This window comes from Paenibacillus lutrae (assembly GCF_009757775.1).
Classification (GTDB): domain Bacteria; phylum Bacillota; class Bacilli; order Paenibacillales; family NBRC-103111; genus Paenibacillus_F; species Paenibacillus_F lutrae.
On the sequence record NZ_RHLK01000001.1, the window covers coordinates 649,773 to 671,434 of the forward strand.

A 21,662-nucleotide genomic window follows, 5' to 3' on the forward strand; every position below is an offset into this window, starting at 1 on the left:
CAAAAAAACGACTGCTGCCGCAGCCGTTTCTTCATTAAGAACTGTTTTATTTCCTGAGCTCTAGCCGCTTGATCGTCTGATCCGCTGCAGAGACGAATACGATTGAACCGTCATAAACACCAACATGAGAAGCCTGACCTGCGATGGACATCTTGAGACTGCCTGATGCATCCAGCAGCTTAACCCCGTATTCCTTGTCTGCTGCTGTTTGAACAATTATCGTATCCTTATCTACCTGCACGCTTTCCAGCAGTTCCCAAACAACAACAATATCATCAGTATCGGCAGCAGCTTTGTACAGCCGATAGCGGCCCTCCTCTTCACTTCTCACGGTATAATACACATTGCCTCCGACCTCTTCATACCAATTGGCAGTAGGGTTATCCGATAGCTGTTTTTCGTCAGATCCATCGAGATTAGAAGTGTATAAGAAATGATCTTCCTCTTTTACATAATACAGCTTATCCTGGAGCACTTTAAAATGCTCCACCGGGAATGTCGTGATTTCGGACGTTACATTTGTTCTAAGATTGATCCTGTGAATCCGGTTTAACTTGCCGCCGCTTTGAGCAGGATACGTAGACGCCAGGATATAAATATCGTCATTTACGATGGCGGTCGAATGATCCGGAGCTAAGCTTTGACTGCTGCCGCTTGAAATATGCCATCCGTAGATAAGTTTCGGATCACCTAAGCTGCTTTTAGCGGTATCATCCAATCCTTCCGGTACCAGGGATAAATTATTGCCTTTCGGCGGCACGGACTGATGAATAAGCAGCGAACCGCCAGCCGCTTTTTTAAAATCGAGATATCCCCGGTGCTTCACTTCTCCCTTGCCATCTGCATTCACTTTGCCATATACATCGGACCCCATAATGGCCCCGCCGACATGATAGGAGAACCACAGTTCGCCATTTTCTACCTGGAAACTCACGTTGCTGCTTAACCCGTAAGCGGTATCCCCTTCATACTCATATACAAGTTCTTTATGTGAAACCGCATCCTCCGGTGCTCTATAAATTTGAATCGTACGATCGTCAACTTCAGTATAATAATAATAGCCTTTATACAGCGCAACTTGATTGTGAGCAGCGGCCGCCGGAAGGTCCACGGTTCGCAGCGGTGGATTTTCCGAAGTTATGGCAAGGCCTGTGGAGGCATCCCACTTATAATCCCATCCGAAATGATCGTGCGCATACTTCCAGGTAAGCGGAAAGTAAGTGACATTATTGAAGCTTAACAGCGGGTATTCCTCCTTAGCGTTATTCACCTTACTTCCATTGATCGTAATGACCGATGCAGGAACTGTTGCCTTGTAAGTGTTATCGTTCTTTACTTTCTTTGTGTAAGATCTGTAGGAAGCAGTGACATCCTTTTTAACGATATTCAGGCCATCTGCCGGCGACCAGCGCGCTTCCAGTCCGAGTAGTCTCGAATCGTACCACGTCATGGGGAAATAAGTGATATCTTTATACACGAGGAGCGGATACTCCCGGTATTCATTGTCTATGATATTTCCATTCAAATTAACCGTGAAATTCGGCAGAGTCACCTTAACCTCCGGTTCATCGGCCGCATCTGCTATAGGCATAGTTACCGTACTTATGCTGCATACACTGACAACAGTCAGCAAAAAACGTTTCATTCTCATCCCAATCATCCTCTCCATATTAAGCCGCTTGTAGCGATCTGATTTTACAGACGTTTGAAATAAAAGAAAGGTTACGGATAATATTGAAAAAATTTCCTAGCGGTATGCAGACTATCATCCAATCCTACTAAATTATTCGTCATAGGATAGAGTAGGTCATACAAAAAGGAGATGAATGGACATGCCTTATTCTACCGGAACGATTACAAATACTAGAGCAGTAGGAACTGCATCCTCTAACGTTGTTATGAATGTTAGAAATTTGGACACGGTCAATCCTGTGACGATCACTGTTGAAATCTTTGCATCCGTCAATTCTACGACGTTCTATACCGCGTATCTGACTACGTATGTGGTTCCTGCAAACGCTTATGACGTGAGAGAGTTTTTTATTGCCGGAAACGTTGCCTATGAAGTTCAAATCAATCCCGTTTCAACGGTCACACCCAATGTGCTGCTCTCCGTCTTTGGTATTGACGGATCCGGCAATCTCGTCACCGATCAACGCATTCTACAATCCGAACTAAGTTTTATAAACTCTCTCAGTCCAATTAAGTAGGTTTACAATCACTCGACTCTACGAAACCCCGGCAGCAATTGTCGGGGTTTTGTAGAGGAGTGCTTACAGAAGTGCTTGCAGAAGTGCTTGCTATATATGCTGAGGCATCTGGTTCCGTACATGGAGTACAATCTGTCGATAACCGTTAAGGAGCTGTACATCTTGCGGGCATCGTTTTTCCCACTCGCTTTCACGTGGCTCCAGATTTTTGCCAGTCAACCAAATAGAATCACCAGTATACAAAACCAGGTTAATTTATTCATTCCAGGGAAGAGCTAGAATGACATCCGGACAGACATGCCAGCCAGCAAAATCTAAAAGGGTACTGCGACAGCAGATCTATTAGATCCTCCTATACTTACATTTAGAGTTGAAGTCGTGATGACAAATGAGATAAAGTTACAGTAATCTTATGTTAAAATGAACCCAAAAGGAGTGCTTATCGAATGGACTCTGAAGAAAAACAAAACTCCGACCTTCCCGCAGGGCTGTCCAAGCCGGCGCAGCGCGCCCTCCAGCGGGCTGGATTATTGAAGCTGGAGCAGTTCAGCAAGGTGACGGAAGCCGAAGTTCTACAGCTGCATGGCATGGGTCCCAAAGGGATAGAGCTGATCCGCCGCGCACTCGCCGGTGAAGGGAAATCATTTGCAGACGGCTCCTAAGATTTCCTGTCACGAAATTTCCTGTTACGAATATACCCCTTGCGGCCTCCTGTTTTCACCAAACGCACCATTTTCTCACGGTACTTAAGACCCTCCTCAGTTTCAATCAAATCCATAGCCTGTTGTCAGACAGACGCATCCAATTCCTGACCATATAGGTTCCTTCTCATTGTTTTTAAAACCGTCCTGTTCCTTACTGACGTCTTCAATGTAAGGGATATATCTGCAATCAAAATTACAGGATACTTTCCCCCGCTCAGATTTCGTTCCTAACCATGAATGCCCGTTTAGAAGTCATTCTGCTTCTGATAAACCAGATCGTGGCTAGTAAGATCTATTCCCGACTACATATATTGAAGCTCTATAGGAGGATAGGTGGATGTTAATATGCAGGTAGGTGCAGCAAGACAGGCGGCCGAGGAATGGGTTCTGAAGCATGCGGCCAGAGAAGCCGGGTTTAAGGGTGCTTATTACAGCGGATCGACCGTAGGGCTGCCGGATGATGCGGTACTCCCGCCTGCTTCCGATATGGATGTGATGATCGTCACCAATCAAGCCGAACCTCCGGTCAAACTTGGCAAGTTTCTTTACGGGGGCGCGCTGCTTGAGATCACGTATGTATCCTCGAATGAGCTTTCCTCCGCGGAATAAGTTCTGGGTTCCTATCATCTCGCAGGCAGTTTCCGTACGAACACGATCATCTCGGATCCTACCGGTCATCTCGGCCGACTTCAGGTCCGGATTTCGCACGATTTTGCGCAGCTGGAGTGGGTCCGCCGCCGCTGCGAGAACGCCCGTCAGAGAATCGAGAACGGTCTGCGAAGCATAGATTCCACCGCACCCTTACATGACCAGGTGACAGCGTGGCTGTTCCCGACTGGCGTAACGACACACGTCCTTCTGGCCGCCGCACTGCGTAACCCCACGATCCGTCTGCGCTACCTTTCCGCTCGTCATGTCCTGATGGAGTATGGCTGCAAGGACTTGTATCCGGATCTCTTAAGGCTGCTCGGATGCGATCATATGAGCTCTCAGCGTATAGAGCAGCATCTGACAAAGCTGGAGTGCACATTCGATGCTGCTGCAAAAGCGGCCCAGACGCCGCTTTTCTTCAGCACCGACATTACCCCGGAAGCTCGGCGGATAGCAATCGGCGGAAGCCGCGAACTCATTCGGACCGGCTGCCACCGCGAAGCCGTCTTTTGGATCGCCGCGACTTTTGCCCGCTGCCATAAGATTCTGGAGACAGACGCCCCTCCTGGTCTGCAGGAATCACTCATCCCCGCATTTCATGCTATTCTGGCAGACCTCGGGATTCCTTCCCCGGATCACATAAACCGCCGAGTCGAGGAAGTCAGGCAATTTCTGCCTGTACTCTGGCAGACTACCGAGGCTATCCTAAAGGCTAATCCGGATATAAAGCGTTCCTAACGGATATTCGCAAGCATAAAAAAGATGACTTCTGAATGATCAGAAGTCATCTCATACCCGCTTAGGCAGGCAGTTATTAAGGGATTACTTTCCAGACATCGGAAGTGGCGCTTGGCGTTTGACCTTGTGTCCACCATTTCGCTTCATAGTTTACACCGTTGTGCGTCACTTTGCTTCCGCCTACGTAAGCAGTGGAAGCATTCCAAGCCGGAAATGTTGCAGGAGCTGCAGGAGTCGTCACGTTAGTAACGTTGCTTGCAGCGGATACATTACCCGCAGCGTCGACCGCTTTTACCGTAAAGGCATAAGCTGTATTCGCAGTCAGGCCCGTAACGTTGTAGCTCAGCGTGGAACCGGAAACCGTAGCTACCAGCGTATTACCGTTGAATACTTGGTAACCTGTTACCCCTACGTTATCCGTGGACGCATTCCACATCAGAGGAATCGTTGTGGACGTGCTGGTGCCCATAACATGAAGGCCTGTAGGAGCCGATGGCGCTTGAGTATCAGGACCTGAAACGTTCAGAGTCGTGAAGGAAACCGCGTTGCTTGCAGCAGATACATTCCCTGCCGCATCAACCGCTTTTACCGTGATGTTGTAAGCGGTATTGGAAGTAAGACCTGTCAAGTTGTAGCTGAGGGCTCCAGTCGTGGAACCGATCTGCGTCGAACCGTTGAAGATGCGGTAGCTTGTTACACCTACATTGTCTGTGGATGCGGACCAGGAGACCGTTGCGCTTGTCGCAGCAACATTGGATGCCGCAGCACCAGCAGGTGCTGTAGGAGCCGAGCTGTCTACGTTGCCGCTGCCGCCGCCGAAGTTAACATCGATAACATTATAGAACGCATTGCCGGTATCGGAAATTTCCCAAACCGCCAGGATAACTTGATATCCGGATCTTGCCGGAACGTTACATGTGTCAGAGTAAGAACCGGAAGGCTTACCCTTGTAAGGCACGTTGCAGAAAGGAGTCAGGTCGAACGATGCACGAGTAAGCGGTGCATTCGGGTTCCAATCCTGCTTCGTGATGTAATATTTCCAGCTTGCAGTTGCATGAGGAACTTTCAATGTCCAGTTGAACGTAGTCGATCCCGGACTGATGTTTACCTTGGTCCAGCGGGTTGCCGATTGCTCATCCAGTTGGGAGAACAGGCCGTTAGCGCTTGCAATTTTACCGTCAGCCGGTCCGGCTGCCGGGAATCCTTTAGCCGCTTCAAGGCTGTAAGGCTCGTAAATAATAAGTCCGCAGTTCTTATTCGTACCTTTGGCACAAAGGTCAGCACGGCTGGAAGGATTATTGATGTAGCCATGAGCAGAAGCCTTATCACCGAATACGAGAAGCATCGCAAGGGTCAGCACCAGCATCATGCCGCCTGCGACAACCATTTTGAAAAGACCAGAATTAGATAAACGTAATGTTGTCACTATAAATTTCCTCCTTATAATGGTAGAATAGGTAATATGGTAAATGTGTACCAGCCTGGCTGAAATATTCAAGCATCCCCTCCTATTATGAATTTCCGATCCCGTAATTAAATCCGTAGATGTATAGCGAAAGGTTATCCTCCTCCTTTAGCAATCCTCTTTATATAAACTCGCTATGGAGCTTATACCAGCAGTCGGATAAGATCGAAGAAAGCGATTTCAAAAACAAAAAAGAAATAAAAACTCCGGACCAAAGCATTGCGACAAGAAGCACATTTCATATTATACCTCAAATTACATATTATACAATATTAAATCTCTTTCATTTTTTTGAATTTTTCCTCCACTACTTTTCAACCGCCTGCCAATCCTGACAAAAAAAGCACGGATCGTAAGACCCGTGCCCATCAGAACGCTATCTTAAATTAACTTCGAATCCACACCGGGGTATTAAGCAGCAGTATAGCCGCCACGATTAAGGAAAATCAGTCCTCGATGATTATACGTTCGAGCTTTAGATTAACTGCATGGGCAATGGTATCGCCAACCGGGCACTTGCTTTCGAGGAATTGGACAAACTTCTCGACCTTCTCTCTCGGAGAATCGGTTTTGATCCGGAATGTATAGCGGATATCCGAATAACATGGACGAACGCCGGATCTATCCAAGAATCCGTCCAGATCAAGATCGCCTTCCACGTCGACTTGGAAGCCATTCAGCTTAACCTCAAACTTAGCGCATAAACACGCGCAACGATTGATTGACAGGCCCCGAGTGAAGCGAGTAGAACTTCAACCGGATTCATTCCGGTATCCGTACCTCCGAGATTTGTCGGTTCATCTATCGTTATCTCGAAATTTCTCGAACGGGTTTTGACCTGCACACCGTTTGTAAATGCGCGGACGCCTTGAACGTTTGAACAGCAGCCATAATAACTACTCCCTCCTCAGGTTCTCCGTTCAGCTCGGTTAATCATATTGACGAATTAGCTGAGAAGGTGTTACCTTTCGGATCTGGATGAGAATATCGAACAAGCTTCCCAGCGGTATATCTACTGTAGTGGGAATATCAGGACCGACTGCAGTAACTCCTGCGAAGAAAGGATGCGATTCCTCCAGCCAAGCTTTCGTTAGACCGCCTGCCTTACGCAAATCGACAAAGAATAGCTCCTTCCGGACCTGTCCTAGCGTGTAGTTAATACTGTCCGGATTCGATTGAAGGGTACCGTGAGGTCCAAAATCATTCTGGCTGTTATAAGCGTTGTACTTGCCCTGATACACGGACGTTCCGATCGTAACATACTTCTCTTGGTAATATTCTGCCAAATGCTGTCCGGACACTTTAGGGTAGACAAAGGGAATCAGGTTTTCTTTTGAAATGTGACCGTTGTGGGCCCACACAATGGTTCTGCCCAAATTCTCTTGCGTCCATTTAGCGTTCTCAAACATGGCGATATCGTGCTTAAGAAAGAACTCGGAAGGTTGTTCAGCCAAAACAGCCGCCATGGTAGTAAATTGCTCGATGATGCGGGCGCTTTGCAGGACCCACTGAAATTCGTTTGCCTGCCCTCCCAGATCCTCTTTATTTTGTTCGAGTATCTTTCTGATCTCTTGAGCCTCGGTAATACGCCGGTCTTTGTCTTCTTTAGAGAGACTGCTGAACAAGCTGATATCCTTCGTGTCCGGCAGAAGAGCTTTCGTTGTTTCAGTTACAACAGGCAGTAGATCCGGTCTACGGGGACGAATGTAGTCCGTTATCTTGTTATAGACGGATTCATCGACCTGCTGGATATCCATTCCAATAATTCGTACTTTCTCTTCATGCCTGGGATCGGCGTTATAAGAGCGGACCCATTCCAGCATATCCGTGACTTCCCTGGTGTTAAAGACGGGATTGAGAATCCCGCTTAGATCTCCTTCCCCCGTCAGAACGTAATGATCCAACCGCAGCGCGCTGCCCCAATTCTCTTCTAATACCAGATTGGTAAAACCCATTTCAGACACCAGGAATTCAACAAAACGATGTTTTATTTTAAAAATTTCATGCGTTCCATGAGCCGCTTCGCCGAGCCCTACAATTGAAGCTGAACCGATCATTTCCCGGAGTGGTTCCAGATCTTTCAAAGAGGAACGAGACTCGAGCGTCTGTAAAACATGAGCATTTTTCTCCAACCATTTAACGGGCATTTGGGTATCCTCCTGTGGAATCGGATTCGATAGATTCGATTTTGTCTGGTGTTACCGGATTTGTAGCTTGTGCTGAACATTCCGATCGAACAATGCCGGAGGTTGCTGTAAGGACTAGACTATTGAAAACTGTCTTCATGCAGCTCCCCCTGACACTTTCCCTGATACTTTAATGTAAGCGAAGTTCACTTGTGAAAAGTATGACAAAATCGATGTCATATGGACAAGTTAGCTTTTGTCATCCTTTATGACGAGGGTACCCGCGGCACTGACAGGTGACTACATGTCAGTACTGCATGAGATATGCTATATCTCAGAACAACAAAAAAAGGCTGTCCCCGGGGGAACAGCCCTTGCACTGCTGGTTAATGCTCGAAATCAAGCTTGGATTTTTGTTCTCCATCCTTGCTGTCGCGCTCAATACGCTTGTTGCCTACAAGGAAAGATACGATAATTCCCGCAGCAACGAAGATCAATCCTGTTAAAGCTACCGTCGAGAAGGCTTGTGTCCAAGCACTCTGAATGAAATGTATCACTTGTTTCTTGAGCTCATCCGGCAGAGGGAATTTATCCGGGTATACCATGACACTGTACAAGTCAATATCATTTGCTTGAATACCGCGGATAGCTTCAACGACTGCACCGTTGCCCTGGGCTTGTTCTGCTGCAGCCTGTGTATCTACATTCGAACGTAACGTGTTGTTCATGACGACACTCAGTACCGTTACACCGATAGTGCCCCCGATGGAACGGAAGAACGTCGAAGCCGATGTTACCGTACCCAGCCGGTCTTTGGAAAATTCATTCTGAACGGCAATCATGAGCGTCGGCATAACTAAGCCCATCCCAAGACCCAGAATAACCATATACAGATAGACCATCCACATCGAAGTGTCCAGACCCATGGTGCTGATCAAATAAAATCCTGCCGTGGTAATAATCATACCGCCGGCCAGTACACTCCGGTAAGGCATCCGGAGCAGCAATTGACCACCGAGCACGCTTGAGACGATCAAAGCGATCATCATCGGTGTCATCGTTGATCCCGCCTTTGTCGGGGATACGCCCATGATCCCCTGCATAAACAAAGGCACGAACATAATGGCACCGAACATGCCGAGTCCGAGCAGGAAGCCTAGTGCGTTTGTAGTCGTAAATACCCGATTACGGAACAACGACAGATCCAGTACAGGTTCCTTGGCTTTGGTCTCCGCATAAAGGAAAACGATTGTAAACAACAAGGCGCCGCCAAAAATCAAATAACTCGTTGCGGAGTTCCATTCGAATTGATCGCCGCCAAACGTCAGTCCGTACAGGAACAAAATCAGAGCGGGCACTAAGGTAAAGATTCCGAGATAATCAATTTCGACCCGCTGCGTACGTTTAACGAACTCGTTCTTCATGCCCATAAAGATCATAACGGCACTCAAAATACCAAAGGGCACGTTCATCAGGAAGATCCAGTGCCAGCTGACCGCATCAACGATTACCCCGCCGATGAAAGGACCGATAACTGAGCTCAGTCCGAAGATCGCTCCGAACACGCCCTGCCACTTCGCCCGCTGCTCAGCGGTGAAGATATCGCCGATAATAGTCTGCGATAGCGGCATCAGCATCCCCCCGCCGATCCCTTGAAGCGCCCGGTATGCGACGAGCATTTCCATGGATTCGGCTGTCGCGCACAAAGCGGAGCCCGCAGCGAAAATAATGGCCCCGATTAAATAAAGCAGTCTCCTCCCGTACAAGTCGGACAGCTTGCCTACGATCGGCACGACAACGGTTGAAGTGATCATGTATGCCGTCGTTACCCAAGCAAAAATCTCGAATCCCTGAAGCTCCGAAATAATGGTCGGCATAGCCGTACCCACGATTGTCTGTTCCAGCGCACTGAAAAACATTCCCATAATCAGGCCGAACAGCACCAAATTCTTATTAATCCCTTTCTCTTTCGCTTCCACAACTAACCTCCATCTTGACTTGACCAGCCGGTCAAAATTTGTGTTACAATAAATATCGCGGACAGTTTTAACCTTTAGCTATTAGCATGAAAATTATTATATCCATATTTGACTCAGTGGTCAAACAAATTTGGGAAGGTGGATATTGTATGGATAAAAAGACGCTTATCTTGCAAAGCGCCAAGCAGCAATTCGCGGAGAGAGGCTACCATCATGCAACGATACAAGACATTGCGGATGCGGCAGGAATAGCCAAAGGCAGTATTTATTTTTATTTTAAATCCAAGGAAGAATTACTCTACGCGGTATTTGTTCATTATCATGAACAGTTGTTCAATAATATATCGATTGCGGCCGAGCGTTATGCCTCTGACCCCAAAGAAGGACTCCATCAGCAAATCATGGTTCAATTTAATGAACTCATGTCCGACTCCAGCGTCCTAAAAATCTTGTCCCAAGGACAGATTGATATGAGTGAGGAAATAAAAAAACTCTCGATGACGATGAGGACGAAGTTCTACGTCTGTTTCCGGGATCAAATTATTCTAGTCTACGGCCCTAATATCGAGCCGCATGCTTTTGATCTCTCGGTAGTATTACTGGCGCTCATCCGGGAATTTATGGGCTTCGTCGTTCTCGACAATGTCCAATTCCTGACCAGAGATGTGGCCGAATATATCGTTTCCCGGCTGGATGATTCCGTTCAGGGTATTATCAGCTCCAAGAAAGAGCCTATGCTGACAACGAATATCATGAAGTCGATTTTTCCCGAGGTTTCTATCACGGAGGGTTCACATGCGGTCCGAAGGCTGTATATTGCTGTCGATAAGTTAATCCGTGCAGTTGAAGGGGATCAATTAGAGGACGCGGAACGCAACTCTGTTCAGCAGATTCTGGAGGTTCTGCAAGAAGAAGCAGCGAAATCTCACCCCCGGCGGATCGTACTCCAAGGCATGCTTGCGCTTTTGCAGGGGAAGGTCCGGGAAGAACAGTATCCCGAAATCTCAGAGATTAACAAAATTATTACAGAGCTCATCTGAGCGGACTTTCGATCGTTCACTGCTAAATAAACCAAAGACAAGCTCCATGCAAGGAGCTTGTCTTGATACATGTATACTTGTACAGGTGTGAACTTGATCATGCTTATTTTAGGGCTCAGCCTTAAGCGCGAATCTTACCGCACGGCTGATTAACGCAGGAAGGACCGAAATGTGTCCTTCGCCTTCGAATTCTTTATATTCACAATGGACTCCATGCAAGCTTAATTTCAGCAGCCGTTCACAAAGTTGCTCGGCCAGCTTCACCATACCGGTATGATGAGACTTCTCCATCTCCCCAACCCCGATATATAACCGGACAGGTTGGGGTGACTGGCGTAAAGCGGCCGCGAATATCCGCTCCTCTTCTTCCAATATCCGTTTATTCCAGTGAATAGAAGGGCTTCCGGCTATATAATATTGAAACGCCTCCGGTCTGGCATACAGCATATGAAGAACGAACAAGCCACCCAGCGAATGACCGAAAATCGTCTGCCGCTTCGTGTTAATACTATATTTTTGCCCGATCAGAGGTTTTAACTCCTCCAGTATGAATGTCATGAAGGCTTCGGCACCTCCGTGCTCCGGCCATTCTCCCCCGGGAGGCTTGAAAGGAAGCTCTTCGTGCGCGATGGAGCGTGTGTAATCGTAATGTCGGAAGGGGTGGAACGGACTATCCGCCGGGTAACCGATTCCGACTACAACAGCCGCAGCCGCACCGGTTTTATCCGGTGCCCGTGACTGCAGCCGGACGGCTTCCACCATGGTTGCGAACACGGAATTGGCATCCAGCAGGTAAATAACGGGGAAACCTTCCGCAGGAGGCGCTGACTCGGGTACGGCGATGAATATCCGGTACTCCCGGTTATTTGCACGCGAGAACAAAGTAATCTGCTGCGACCTTGGCATCGTTACACTCTGTTTTACGTCCACCGCAGCATAACGGCCGATTGCACCTGCTTCCAAGTTCATTTCGCTCATGCTTCCTCACTCCTTAGCGTCCACCCGCTTGCCCGGTTACATCCCTGCTAACCGCGACAGACGATTTATTGCGCAGATAACTGTCATACCCGTAACAAACCGGAGCCCCGTTCTCCGGGTCCAGCATAATACGCGCATCAATATGAAACACCTGATTCAGCACATCCTTAGTAATGATTTCATGAGGATGACCGGAAGCAATAATCTCTCCTTGCTTCATCGCAACGATCCGGTGGGAGAACCTGGCGGCATGATTAATATCATGCAGTACCATCACAACGGTTTGTTTCTGCTCCATATTCATTTTCTCCACGATCTGGAGCACTTCCAGCTGATGGGCCATATCCAGATAAGTGGTCGGCTCATCAAGCAGCAGGATTTCCGTATCTTGAGCAAATGCCATCGCCAGCCATACTTTCTGCCTTTGACCGCCGGACAAGCTTCCGATTTCCCGGTTGCGGTAAGGAGCAATGTTCGTAACGTCCAGTGCCCATTCGATTATTTCTTTATCTTTAGCGGACATTTTGTTCAAATTCTTGCGATGAGGATAACGCCCGTACGAAACGAGTTCCTCTACTTTCAGTTCGGGAGGAGCAATCGGATTCTGCGGCAGCAGCGCGATATGCTGGGCAATTTTCCGAGTCCGGATGGTACTCAGATCCTGATCCCGGAAGAAGATTTTACCGCTTTTCTGCTTAAGAATACGGCCAATTGTCTTGAGCAGTGTCGATTTGCCGCAGCCGTTAGGCCCGATAATTGTCGTCACCTCCCCCTCCTTCACTTCAAAATCCAGATCGCGGAATACCGTGCTCTTCTCATAGCACGACTCCAGCTTCTCCACACGCAGGATACTCAAGCCAAACACTCCTCTATGCCTTAGCCTTAAACAACAGATAAATAAAATAAGGAACACCTATAATCGAAATAATAACACCAACCGGAAGCTCGGCAGGTCCAAAGACCGACTTGGCAATAAAATCCGAACCGATAACGAGCAGCATACCGACCATTCCACTGACGGGAATAATCCGGTTATGATGAATCCCGACTAGACGTTTGGCAATATGCGGTGCCATGAGTCCGATAAAACCGATTCCTCCCGATACTGAAACGCAAGCACTTACAAGCCCGATACTACCCAGAAGAAGAATCGCTTTTTCCCTTTCCACATTCACTCCAAGACTTTTCACACTGCTTTCTTCCAACTGGAAAAGATCAAGGACATAGGTCCTGCTCCGTATAAGCGGAATCAGCAAGATCATCCAGGGAACCATGGAAATAATGTACTTCCAGTTGGCGCTATAAATACTCCCCGAAGTCCATACGGCTGCCATTTCGAAATCTTTTGCATCCATTTTAAGCGTTAAATACAGGGCAAGCGCACTGAATCCCGATCCGATCGCAATCCCCGTTAACAGAAGACGCTGGGAATCCATGCGGCCGTTCTTCCAGGAGAAAAGATATATTAGCAGTGCTGCGCCAAGGCCTCCTACTAAACCGAACAAAGGCATGGCCATAATCCCTGTCCATCCTGTCCCGTGAAGCTTCCCCTGGAAGAAGAACATAAAGACGACGATGGCAGCCCCTGCCCCTGCATTGATACCCAGAATCGCCGGATCTGCGAGCCCGTTACGGGTAACGCTCTGGATGACCGAACCGGCAATACCTAACCCGAGACCTACGAGTCCCGCTATGACAATCCGGGGCAGCCGGAACTCCAGAATGACTAGATCGTATTCCGGAACGGGATTGATTCGCAGCAGCGTCCGCACAATATCCAGGACATGGATATCGAAGGAGCCGCTGGTCAAACTTGTGTATGAAGCGGCTGCAATAAGCCCGAGACAGACCAGGATGACCACGACATATCGCTTCCGCGATACTTTACGCATGTTTGTCACCGCCTCTCGTCCGTGCCAGATACAAGAAGAACGGCACACCGATTAAAGCGGTGACGACGCCGATCGGCATTTCATAAGGATAATTGAGAAACCGGCTCAGAACATCGGCCCAAGCGAGGAAAATGCCCCCGAGAATACCTGCGCACGGGATCACCCATTTGTAGTCGATTCCGATCAGAAAACGCGTCATATGCGGAATAATTAAACCGACAAAGCCGATTTTTCCAGCCAGGGCTACCGATATGCCCGTTAGCAGAACGACGGCGCCCATCGCAGTCATTTTGATCAGCAGAGTCCGCATGCCCAGATTTACAGCGACTTCTTCCCCTAGGGATAAGATGGTTATGGATTTGGAGAGCAGAAGCGCCGTAATGATTCCGATTATGGCAAACGGAATACAGAGCCAGATCAGATCCGGCTCCAGTTGATGAAGCCGTGAGTTGTACCAGAAACTGATATTTTGTGATTTCTGAAAATACATGGCGAATGCGGCCGATACACTGCTCAGAAAAGTGCCGATCACTGTACCGACAATCGCCATCCGCACGGGTGTCAGACCGTTAGGAAGCAGGGAGGCCAGTCCGAATACAATCGCGACGCCTAAAGCCGAACCTGACAAAGAATACATGATCATGTCCAGCGATGAAGAATTCGGCAGAAAGATCATGCAGAGCGTGATCACGAAAGCCGATCCGTCGGTTACCCCCATAATGGAAGGGGATGCAAGGTAATTCCTTGTCATCCCCTGCATGAGAGCCCCCGATATGGCGAGGAAAGCACCGATCAGAAGCGCACCGGCAACTCTGGGAAGGCGTGAGCTCCGGATAATCTGATGGTCTACGTTTGCCGGATCGAATTGGAAGAACGTGTCCACAACCGTTTGCAGTTCAATAGGTTTGGCCCCGTATAAGATAGATACCAGAACAGTCATCGCGATAATGAGCGGAGAACTCCATAGTATCCACTGGGGTCGTGCAAGCCTTGTTTTCATAAGGTGTACTCACTTTGGATGAATTTAGTTGCTGAGCTTCGGCAGCGCCGCTTCCAGGAAAGTGATTTTGCTGTAAGATGTTCCTCCCTGTGTAAGCGGATCTACGATGTTCACGAATACCTTCTTATTCTTGACCGCGTTCATGCTCTGCCAGATCGGATTTTTCTCCAGATCTTCCAGTGCTTTCGGTTGTTCTTTGTTCTCATCTTCCGCGAACTGGACGAACAGATAATCCGGATTGATCTCGGACAATTTCTCCATCGACAAGGTTTGCTGCGCCTTGGCCTGCTTCACTTCCTCCGGTACCTGTAGGCCCAGATCGGTGTACAGCGACGGATTGAAGAATACGCTGGCCGGATAAATCGTTATGTTGCCCGTACGGACACGGATAGCAAGTACTTTCTTATCCTTCAAAGAAGTGCTCAGCTTTTCTTTCGCTGCGGTCGCTTCCTTCTTGTACTTCTCGATAGCTTCCTTGGCCTTGCTCTGAGTCCCGGTCAGTTCCGCCAATGCATTCAGATTGGCTTCCCAATCGGTCGAAATATGTGAAATCGGTAGGGTCGTCTTGACCTTGCCGAGCTTTTCCATCATTTCAGCGGGGAATTTGGAGGAGCCCAAGATGATATCGGGCTTAAGCTTCAAGATGGCTTCCAGGTTCGGCTGCGTTTTTTCTCCGATAGGCTCGGCTTTGTCGGTAATACTTGCGAACATCTCAAGGAATTTACCGCCTACCGTATTGGCCCCGACTGGCTTGATTCCCAGCACAAGCGCGTCCTCCATGGATTCCATGGAGCCTGCCATAACGATTCGCTCCGCTTTAACGGGAACGGTGTATTCTTTGCCCAGATAAGTCATGACTCTGGTTTCGCTGCTGGTTGCAGCAGTGGATGCAGGCTGTTTCGCCGCCTCCGTCCTCGCTGCCGGTGCCGCCTCTTTTGTTGCTCCGCAAGCCGTAGATATTAAAGCGATCGCGATTACTCCTGCCGCTACACTTGTTTTTCTCATCCTGTATGTACCCCTCTCATTATGTAAAAAGTTAGTCTGAACTCCAAAGCCATTCGAGCGCTTCCGTAAACCGTTCTTCAAATACGGATACGAGATGATGCCCTCCCAGTCCGATCACAAATCGCAGATCCCTCCGGGACAATCCTTCATTCACTAGCTTGTCGTAGACCTGCTCCGTACTGGCGATCATCCGGCTCTGAATCGTTTGTTTGCCTACGCCCTCCTGATCACCTACGTACATGTAAACTCTTTTGGCACTTCCATCTTTGTACAAATTCCGCTCCTGTATATAGCTCATCATGCCTTCATACCAGAACGATGCGGACAGAAGCCCGATTTTACCGAAAACATCGGGATGCTCATAAGCCGCAACCATCGAGATGAGGCCTCCGAGCGATGCGCCGATCATCGCCGTGTGCGCGGCATCCGGCTCCGTTTTATACCGGCTGTCGATATAAGGCTTAAGCTCTTGAGTTATAAAACTCAGGTAGCCAAGCCCTTCTCCGCCAAAGTCCGGAAATTCCTCCACAAGCGCCTTTGCAGGCCAAGGGGTATATTCATGAAGCCGATTTATCGGTTCCACACCGGCAATGATAACCTCGGGCAGCCTCTCTTCCCGGAAAAGTTGTTCCAGCCTCTCCATGACCTTGCTGCTCTGCGCATCCATATAATCAAGCGGATCGTTGACATATACGACCGGGTACCGGCGTCCGGCAGTGCCGTATGAAGGCGGCGTATACAGGTATAACGTCCTCGACTGAAATTCTTGCGTGTGAAAGCTTCCTCTCTCTCTATGGTTGGTCATGCCATTCCCCCGTGAGTATCAGACTATTGAGAATCATTATCAACTCTAGTCAAAAAAAAGAGGGAGGCCCTTTTCTCTTCATCACTGATAACGATTCTCATTTGAAATTATACCCCATGAATCTATCCCGGGACATGGACGTTTCCCGGAATTGAAGCTGGACTATTCCCGCAAAAATAGGCGTTCTGTCTCATCCAGTATCCGTGCATGCGCCATTGCCGAGTACTCTCTCCATGGATCCGAAGGGATCGAATGTACACGATTATGACGGACTGCCTTGAGATCCCTCCAGAATGGTGTCGTCTGAAGATTGCGCCAGTTATCAAGGGTTTCAGGCTCTTGACAAATATTGACCAGAATATGGTCGGGGTTTATATCGATAAGCTGCTCCGGCTTAATCTCGGTATGAACGGCGCACAGATCCATGGAAAAAGACGGTTTCATCGCCAGATCCCCGTAGAACACTTCTCCCATGCTTCGAGTGCCGCAGCTATACATGCCGGATTTATGCAGGCTTATAATCAGGAAAGTATCTTCCCCCATTCGCTCATGCAGCATGTCCTTAAGAGATTGCACCCGCCGGTCATACTTGGTAAGCCAGCTGTCCGCTTCGCCAGATACTTCGAGATAATTAGCAACAAGTTTCAGCTGCTCACGCCAATCCAACTGTTGATTAGGTATGTACAAGACCGGACCTGCCTGCTCCAGCTTTTCTTTCTCTCCCGGATTAAGCGTGTCCATACTTAGAATCACATCAGGTCTAACCTCCCGGATTTTGTCAATATTGGATTGCCAATCTTCACTATAGCGGTAAGCGCTGAGATGAACGGGAATATCCCTGCGATAATGCTCGTAATAAAACCCCGTCCATTTCGGATGGAGCGGAGCGGCATAAGGGAGATAGTGCAGAGCAAGCAGATGTCCGGTCAGATGTGGATGATGAACCGCGATTTTACGTTTCCGGCTCTTCATATACGCGCTCGGCGACACACCAACCTCTTGTTTAAACTTGCGGCTGAAGTAAAATTCATCCTGATAGCCGACGATGTGGGCGATATCTTTCAACCGGGATTGGGATAACACCATTAACTGTTTGGCACGGTTGATGCGCTGAGCGGTTAAATAATCTACAACGCGGATGCCGTATGTTTTTTTAAACAAGTCCCCGTAGTATTTCGGAGAGATCTCTGCCATTCTGGCCAGTTCGTCAATCGTAATCGGCGTATGATAATAAGCATCGATATACCGGCGTGTCCGCTCCAGTGCGTTTATAGAATCCAGTCTGGTCTCCAGCTCTATATGCTGTGCGGTTATGTACATAAGTTCCAGGAAGGCTGCCTCGCATTGCAGCGATTTGTACGGACTCTCGTTCTGCCAGTGTGTTCCCAGCGCTTCGCAAGTAATGGCAAACTGAGGAACCGGTTTAACGGGTACAACTTGCTCTTCCTGCCATATGAAAGGCGAATAGCCTCCCGCCTCTTCATCACTTCTGAACAATTCAAATCTGACCAGGGTCAGCTCCAATCCGCCTTCGCCGGCTTGTATACCGATTACTTGTCCCGGCCGGCAAATATGAACGCGTTCTTCCCAGAGCTTGGACTTCTCCCCGTCCCAATTCAGAAGTCCCCGGCCTGCCGTTACGACAAGCAGAACGTGAGATTCAATATGTTGATAGTCCATCCTCCAATGGGATTCCGCTCTTATGATCTCGACTTCCTTGACCCTATACAATGCATGTATAAAAGCTTCCGCCAAGGCGGAACGGTTTCTGCCGCTCGCTGACTGATTCAAATTCGTTAACCTCCCGCAGATACCCATAATCGGTTTATATGTATGTAGGGTTGCCACTATAATCGATTTAATTGATAATGATTATCAATATCAAATGATTATAGCAGAATAGCCTCCAATTGAAAATAGCTGTACGGAATAGATTTTCACGTATATACCGAAAAGCCACAGGTTGCAATCAATCCCTGTGACTGGCTTTTATTTATCGGCTGCTATAGATAATTCCCTTAAGGAGGGGACTTCACATCCGGATGATCAGAACCATGTGCAGGCCGCCTGTTGGAGCGGTTCTGTTCCAGAGCTTCTTTGACGGCCTGCAGATACCCATACCCGAAATCTTGATCGGGTTCCAGATAAGCTCCCTCTGCCCATTCATTCCAGGCATTGATGAAGAGGAAGTCACTTCTGTAAGCTTCTCTCGCTCTTGAGATCTGCTTGGATAAATACCAGCTGAACTTCTGCGGATTCATTCCAATGGAACTTTGTCCTTCCGCTTTTTTACGGGGCGTATTATCCCAATTGACAAAGGCCCCCGGGTAAACCTGCTCTCCATTTCTATGAGGGGTCCGCTCCAGAATGTTTGTCCACACCCTGTCATAGTCAACGACCAGATGCATACGGTCTTTGACCGGTATTTGGAGCCAGGGCTGGTTCATGCTTCCATGAGCAAATGTATAGTGCGGCTCATACTCTACACTGGCATCGAATCCATGCTGCTCACCAAGCGGAAACCCTCCCAGCGTCCGTACCAGATGCAGTCCTTCTAAGCCATTCTGCAGGGCTAACTTGCGCCAGAAAAGCAGCATTTCTTCACACCTCGGAATACTTGCAGGCCTGTAGATGAGAAACACCGGCTTGCCTTCTACGCGAATATAGCGTTCATCCTTGAAGGCATCCAAAAGTGAATCGAAATGGGCCTTCCAATCCTCTTCATCTCCGTAATCCTGAGGCATCAGCACATCGGATTCCATGCCGTCCCATCTGCGAGTCCAAGGTTCATTCGCCCATGACAAACAAAAGGGAAAATCGGGATCGCGGCTTGAAAGAATTTCTTGAAACGGTCTTTCCAGAAGCCGCTTCCCCTTAAACCAATAATGATAGTAGCAGAAACCGTAAATCCCGTAAGCCCGGGCCGTTTCGGCCTGCCACCGCCTGGCATCCGGATCGGTCAAATCATAATAATAATCATTTAAGGGTAATTTAGGCTGCTTATGATGACGGTATAAAGATACCGCTTTTTTGACATTCGTCCACTCGGTAAAACCTTTCCCCCACCAACGGTCATTTTCTTCAATCACATGAAACTGGGGCAGCAAAAAGGCAATGAGCTTCAATTCCTATCCCTCCTTCATTATAGGAGCGATCTCCGGCTAATAATGCGCAGACGACTTAGTGAAACACGGTATCCAGCAACTGCATTCCTTTCTGCAGATAAGAATGATTATACTTGTTGTTCGCTAATGCCCTCGAAGCGGCCAGTCTCCTCTGGTCGATATTCGATGTGTAATAGGCGAACTTGTCTGAAAGCTCGGCCAGTGTATCGAAGGATTCTAACTCCCCCGTGAGGATATGGGGATTTAGTTCAGGGTGCCGCTGAATAAGCTGAAACGTGCCGCATGCCGAAATTTCTAACATTTGGTGTAACGATGAACAGGTATTAATGACTATCTTCGCTCCGTTGTAGTAATCGGCCAAATCTTCCTGGGATGAAATGGGGAGCAAGGAATCTGCCGCATCCCATCCTTTACCATACACCCTTACTTTTTTATCCGACAAAGCACCTGAATGAACGAAGGAATATAAATTCTCGTTTGTGATGGCATCGCCGACAATTAGTACATCGGATAAGAAGCCGCTGTCGACTTGTTTGGGGAAATATACATCCGTGTTCACCGCAAAAGGAACATAATGACACTGTTTACAGCGTAAAGAACGATAAGCGGCAACATTAGCGGGGTTCTGCGTCAGAACGTAGTCAAATAACGGAGCTAACTGCAGCTCCACACTGGACAATCCTTCTTTATCGGACATCCACACCGCTTTCTTGACAGGAGAAGTCCGCAACAAAGCTTCGTGCTCAGGGGGAAGAGACTCCTCCCCGCCTATAACCAGAATAAGGTCTACATCATTAGGGGACAGGCTGTCGGACAAATTATGAGCATACTTGATGGCACGTACCTGTTTAACAAGGTGACGCAGCTGTTCTTCCAATGCAATTTCATTCGGTGCGTTTTTTGTTTTTATAGTGGGAACCAGCAGTAAAATGTTCAGATCCTTATAGATCACTTTTTTCTTATTGAAGTCCTGATCGTGAAGATCCCGCAGCAGGAGCAAGCCATGCTTCATGCTGGTCTGATAGGCAGACATGGTAAGCTTAACCGGCTTCAGCTCTTTGTTCAGCGTTTTTTTCACTTCATTTACAATCCATTTATTAGGGGTCTTCGCAGAGGGGGGCTTTTTTTTGGAGTTGTTCTTTTTCATGTCACTCCTCTTTTCTGAATAAATGTCCGGATAATTCACAGTGTCCTACCCTACAATATGCACAGGTACATTGTTTTGATTAGGGTGTTTAACCATAATTGATAGGCAGCTTGATATGGAAATGATAGGATGTGGAAGTTTAGGCTCCGTCTTGACCGGAAATGTGTGAAGTAAGGATATCCAATCAGTAGTTGTCCCCATAGAATAAGGTAGACTAATTGAAAGAGAAGGTGATAGAGTTGCCTACATTTGATAGCGTACAGGTTACAGGAAGTCAAACCATTGGACAGGATTTGCAAGTTGGCGGCAGCCAGACGATCGGGACACATCTGAATGTGACGGGCAGCCAGACAATCGGGACACATTTGAATGTCTCAGGCAGCCAAACGATTTCAGGTAGTCTGCAGGTCAATGGCAGTGAAGCGATTCTGAATCACCTAGGGGTAGGAGGTACCGTGACAGCCGGAGACAGCATAAGAACCGCCTTACAGTTGGCTGCAACTAATCAGGCTGCGCTGCCTGCATCCATTCCAAGCGTTCAGCAGGTGAGATACTACAATCCGGGTGCAGCCAATCAGCCTGGGCTTGTCCTAACCGGAACGGACGGGCTGACTTACGTTCTGTTCGTCGATGTTAGCAGCGGAACACCGAATCTAGCTATACAGAGAGCTTAGTAGGATTAAGAATCGTGATTCGTTTGAATCATGCGGTATCCCATACAACCCAACAAGACCCGCTGGAGTAATCTCCGTGGGTCTTGTTGGGTTTCTTCTCCGATGTCATGCAAGCCTATCATG

The 21,662-nt window shown here is 48.1% G+C and carries 19 protein-coding genes and 1 pseudogene; 6 read left to right on the forward strand and 14 right to left on the reverse strand.

Features of this window, described 5'->3' with window-relative positions; all coding sequences use genetic code 11:
• Positions 1–46: 46 nt before the first annotated feature.
• Positions 47–1,651: a DUF5050 domain-containing protein gene (locus tag EDM21_RS02335; RefSeq protein ID WP_157332530.1), complete on the reverse strand. Its 1,605-nt coding sequence runs from the start codon at positions 1,649–1,651 to the stop codon at positions 47–49.
• A gap of 181 nt (positions 1,652–1,832) precedes the next feature.
• Between EDM21_RS02335 and EDM21_RS02340 the strand changes: the two genes are divergently transcribed.
• The 4 genes from EDM21_RS02340 (at position 1,833) to EDM21_RS24825 (ending at position 4,303) form a co-directional block, all read left to right on the forward strand.
• On the forward strand, positions 1,833–2,210 hold the full coding sequence (locus EDM21_RS02340) for a hypothetical protein (RefSeq protein WP_157332532.1): 378 nt from the start codon (positions 1,833–1,835) through the stop codon (positions 2,208–2,210).
• A 446-nt stretch (positions 2,211–2,656) separates the two neighbouring features.
• Complete coding sequence (locus EDM21_RS02345) at positions 2,657–2,872, forward strand: helix-hairpin-helix domain-containing protein (RefSeq protein ID WP_157332534.1); 216 nt, start codon at positions 2,657–2,659, stop codon at positions 2,870–2,872.
• A 375-nt stretch (positions 2,873–3,247) separates the two neighbouring features.
• Positions 3,248–3,523, forward strand: coding sequence for a hypothetical protein (locus EDM21_RS24820; RefSeq protein WP_235917982.1), 276 nt, complete (start codon positions 3,248–3,250; stop codon positions 3,521–3,523).
• A gap of 204 nt (positions 3,524–3,727) precedes the next feature.
• Positions 3,728–4,303 (forward strand): hypothetical protein, encoded by a 576-nt coding sequence (locus EDM21_RS24825; RefSeq protein ID WP_235917983.1) that lies wholly within the window; start codon positions 3,728–3,730, stop codon positions 4,301–4,303.
• A 76-nt stretch (positions 4,304–4,379) separates the two neighbouring features.
• Here the strand turns inward: EDM21_RS24825 and EDM21_RS02355 are convergent, their stop codons facing one another.
• From EDM21_RS02355 to EDM21_RS02370, 4 genes and pseudogenes are all read right to left on the reverse strand, one after another.
• On the reverse strand, positions 4,380–5,729 hold the full coding sequence (locus tag EDM21_RS02355; protein WP_166541784.1) for a lytic polysaccharide monooxygenase: 1,350 nt from the start codon (positions 5,727–5,729) through the stop codon (positions 4,380–4,382).
• 485 nt (positions 5,730–6,214) lie between these two features.
• Positions 6,215–6,659: pseudogene (locus EDM21_RS02360) on the reverse strand (OsmC family protein).
• Positions 6,660–6,697: 38 nt separating this feature from the next.
• Positions 6,698–7,915 (reverse strand): erythromycin esterase family protein, encoded by a 1,218-nt coding sequence (locus tag EDM21_RS02365; protein WP_157332536.1) that lies wholly within the window; start codon positions 7,913–7,915, stop codon positions 6,698–6,700.
• 365 nt (positions 7,916–8,280) lie between these two features.
• Positions 8,281–9,873, reverse strand: a complete 1,593-nt coding sequence (locus EDM21_RS02370; RefSeq protein ID WP_166541785.1) for a DHA2 family efflux MFS transporter permease subunit — start codon at positions 9,871–9,873, stop codon at positions 8,281–8,283.
• A 149-nt stretch (positions 9,874–10,022) separates the two neighbouring features.
• Between EDM21_RS02370 and EDM21_RS02375 the strand changes: the two genes are divergently transcribed.
• Positions 10,023–10,913 (forward strand): TetR/AcrR family transcriptional regulator, encoded by an 891-nt coding sequence (locus EDM21_RS02375; protein WP_157332538.1) that lies wholly within the window; start codon positions 10,023–10,025, stop codon positions 10,911–10,913.
• A 108-nt stretch (positions 10,914–11,021) separates the two neighbouring features.
• On the opposite strand, the gene EDM21_RS02380 is transcribed toward EDM21_RS02375, so the two are convergent.
• From EDM21_RS02380 to EDM21_RS02420, 9 genes are all read right to left on the reverse strand, one after another.
• Positions 11,022–11,891, reverse strand: a complete 870-nt coding sequence (locus tag EDM21_RS02380) for an alpha/beta hydrolase (protein WP_157332540.1) — start codon at positions 11,889–11,891, stop codon at positions 11,022–11,024.
• A 13-nt stretch (positions 11,892–11,904) separates the two neighbouring features.
• Complete coding sequence (locus EDM21_RS02385; RefSeq protein ID WP_157332542.1) at positions 11,905–12,747, reverse strand: ABC transporter ATP-binding protein; 843 nt, start codon at positions 12,745–12,747, stop codon at positions 11,905–11,907.
• A gap of 13 nt (positions 12,748–12,760) precedes the next feature.
• Positions 12,761–13,783, reverse strand: coding sequence for a FecCD family ABC transporter permease (locus EDM21_RS02390; protein WP_157332544.1), 1,023 nt, complete (start codon positions 13,781–13,783; stop codon positions 12,761–12,763).
• Complete coding sequence (locus EDM21_RS02395; protein ID WP_157332546.1) at positions 13,776–14,783, reverse strand: FecCD family ABC transporter permease; 1,008 nt, start codon at positions 14,781–14,783, stop codon at positions 13,776–13,778. Before EDM21_RS02395 ends, EDM21_RS02390 begins: the two co-directional genes overlap by 8 nt.
• 24 nt (positions 14,784–14,807) lie before the next feature.
• Positions 14,808–15,788, reverse strand: coding sequence for an ABC transporter substrate-binding protein (locus EDM21_RS02400; protein ID WP_157332658.1), 981 nt, complete (start codon positions 15,786–15,788; stop codon positions 14,808–14,810).
• A gap of 31 nt (positions 15,789–15,819) precedes the next feature.
• On the reverse strand, positions 15,820–16,593 hold the full coding sequence (locus EDM21_RS02405; RefSeq protein WP_235917984.1) for an alpha/beta hydrolase: 774 nt from the start codon (positions 16,591–16,593) through the stop codon (positions 15,820–15,822).
• A gap of 162 nt (positions 16,594–16,755) precedes the next feature.
• The gene (locus EDM21_RS02410) at positions 16,756–18,384 is read right to left on the reverse strand and encodes an AraC family transcriptional regulator (RefSeq protein ID WP_235917985.1); all 1,629 of its coding nucleotides are present in this window, start codon (positions 18,382–18,384) and stop codon (positions 16,756–16,758) included.
• 227 nt (positions 18,385–18,611) lie between these two features.
• Positions 18,612–19,718: a glycosyltransferase WbsX family protein gene (locus EDM21_RS02415; protein WP_157332548.1), complete on the reverse strand. Its 1,107-nt coding sequence runs from the start codon at positions 19,716–19,718 to the stop codon at positions 18,612–18,614.
• A 55-nt stretch (positions 19,719–19,773) separates the two neighbouring features.
• Positions 19,774–20,865, reverse strand: a complete 1,092-nt coding sequence (locus tag EDM21_RS02420; RefSeq protein ID WP_157332550.1) for a glycosyltransferase family protein — start codon at positions 20,863–20,865, stop codon at positions 19,774–19,776.
• Between the two features lie 230 nt (positions 20,866–21,095).
• Here EDM21_RS02420 and EDM21_RS02425 point away from each other — a divergent pair, with 230 nt between their 5' ends.
• On the forward strand, positions 21,096–21,539 hold the full coding sequence (locus EDM21_RS02425) for a hypothetical protein (protein ID WP_338043913.1): 444 nt from the start codon (positions 21,096–21,098) through the stop codon (positions 21,537–21,539).
• Positions 21,540–21,662: the final 123 nt, after the last annotated feature.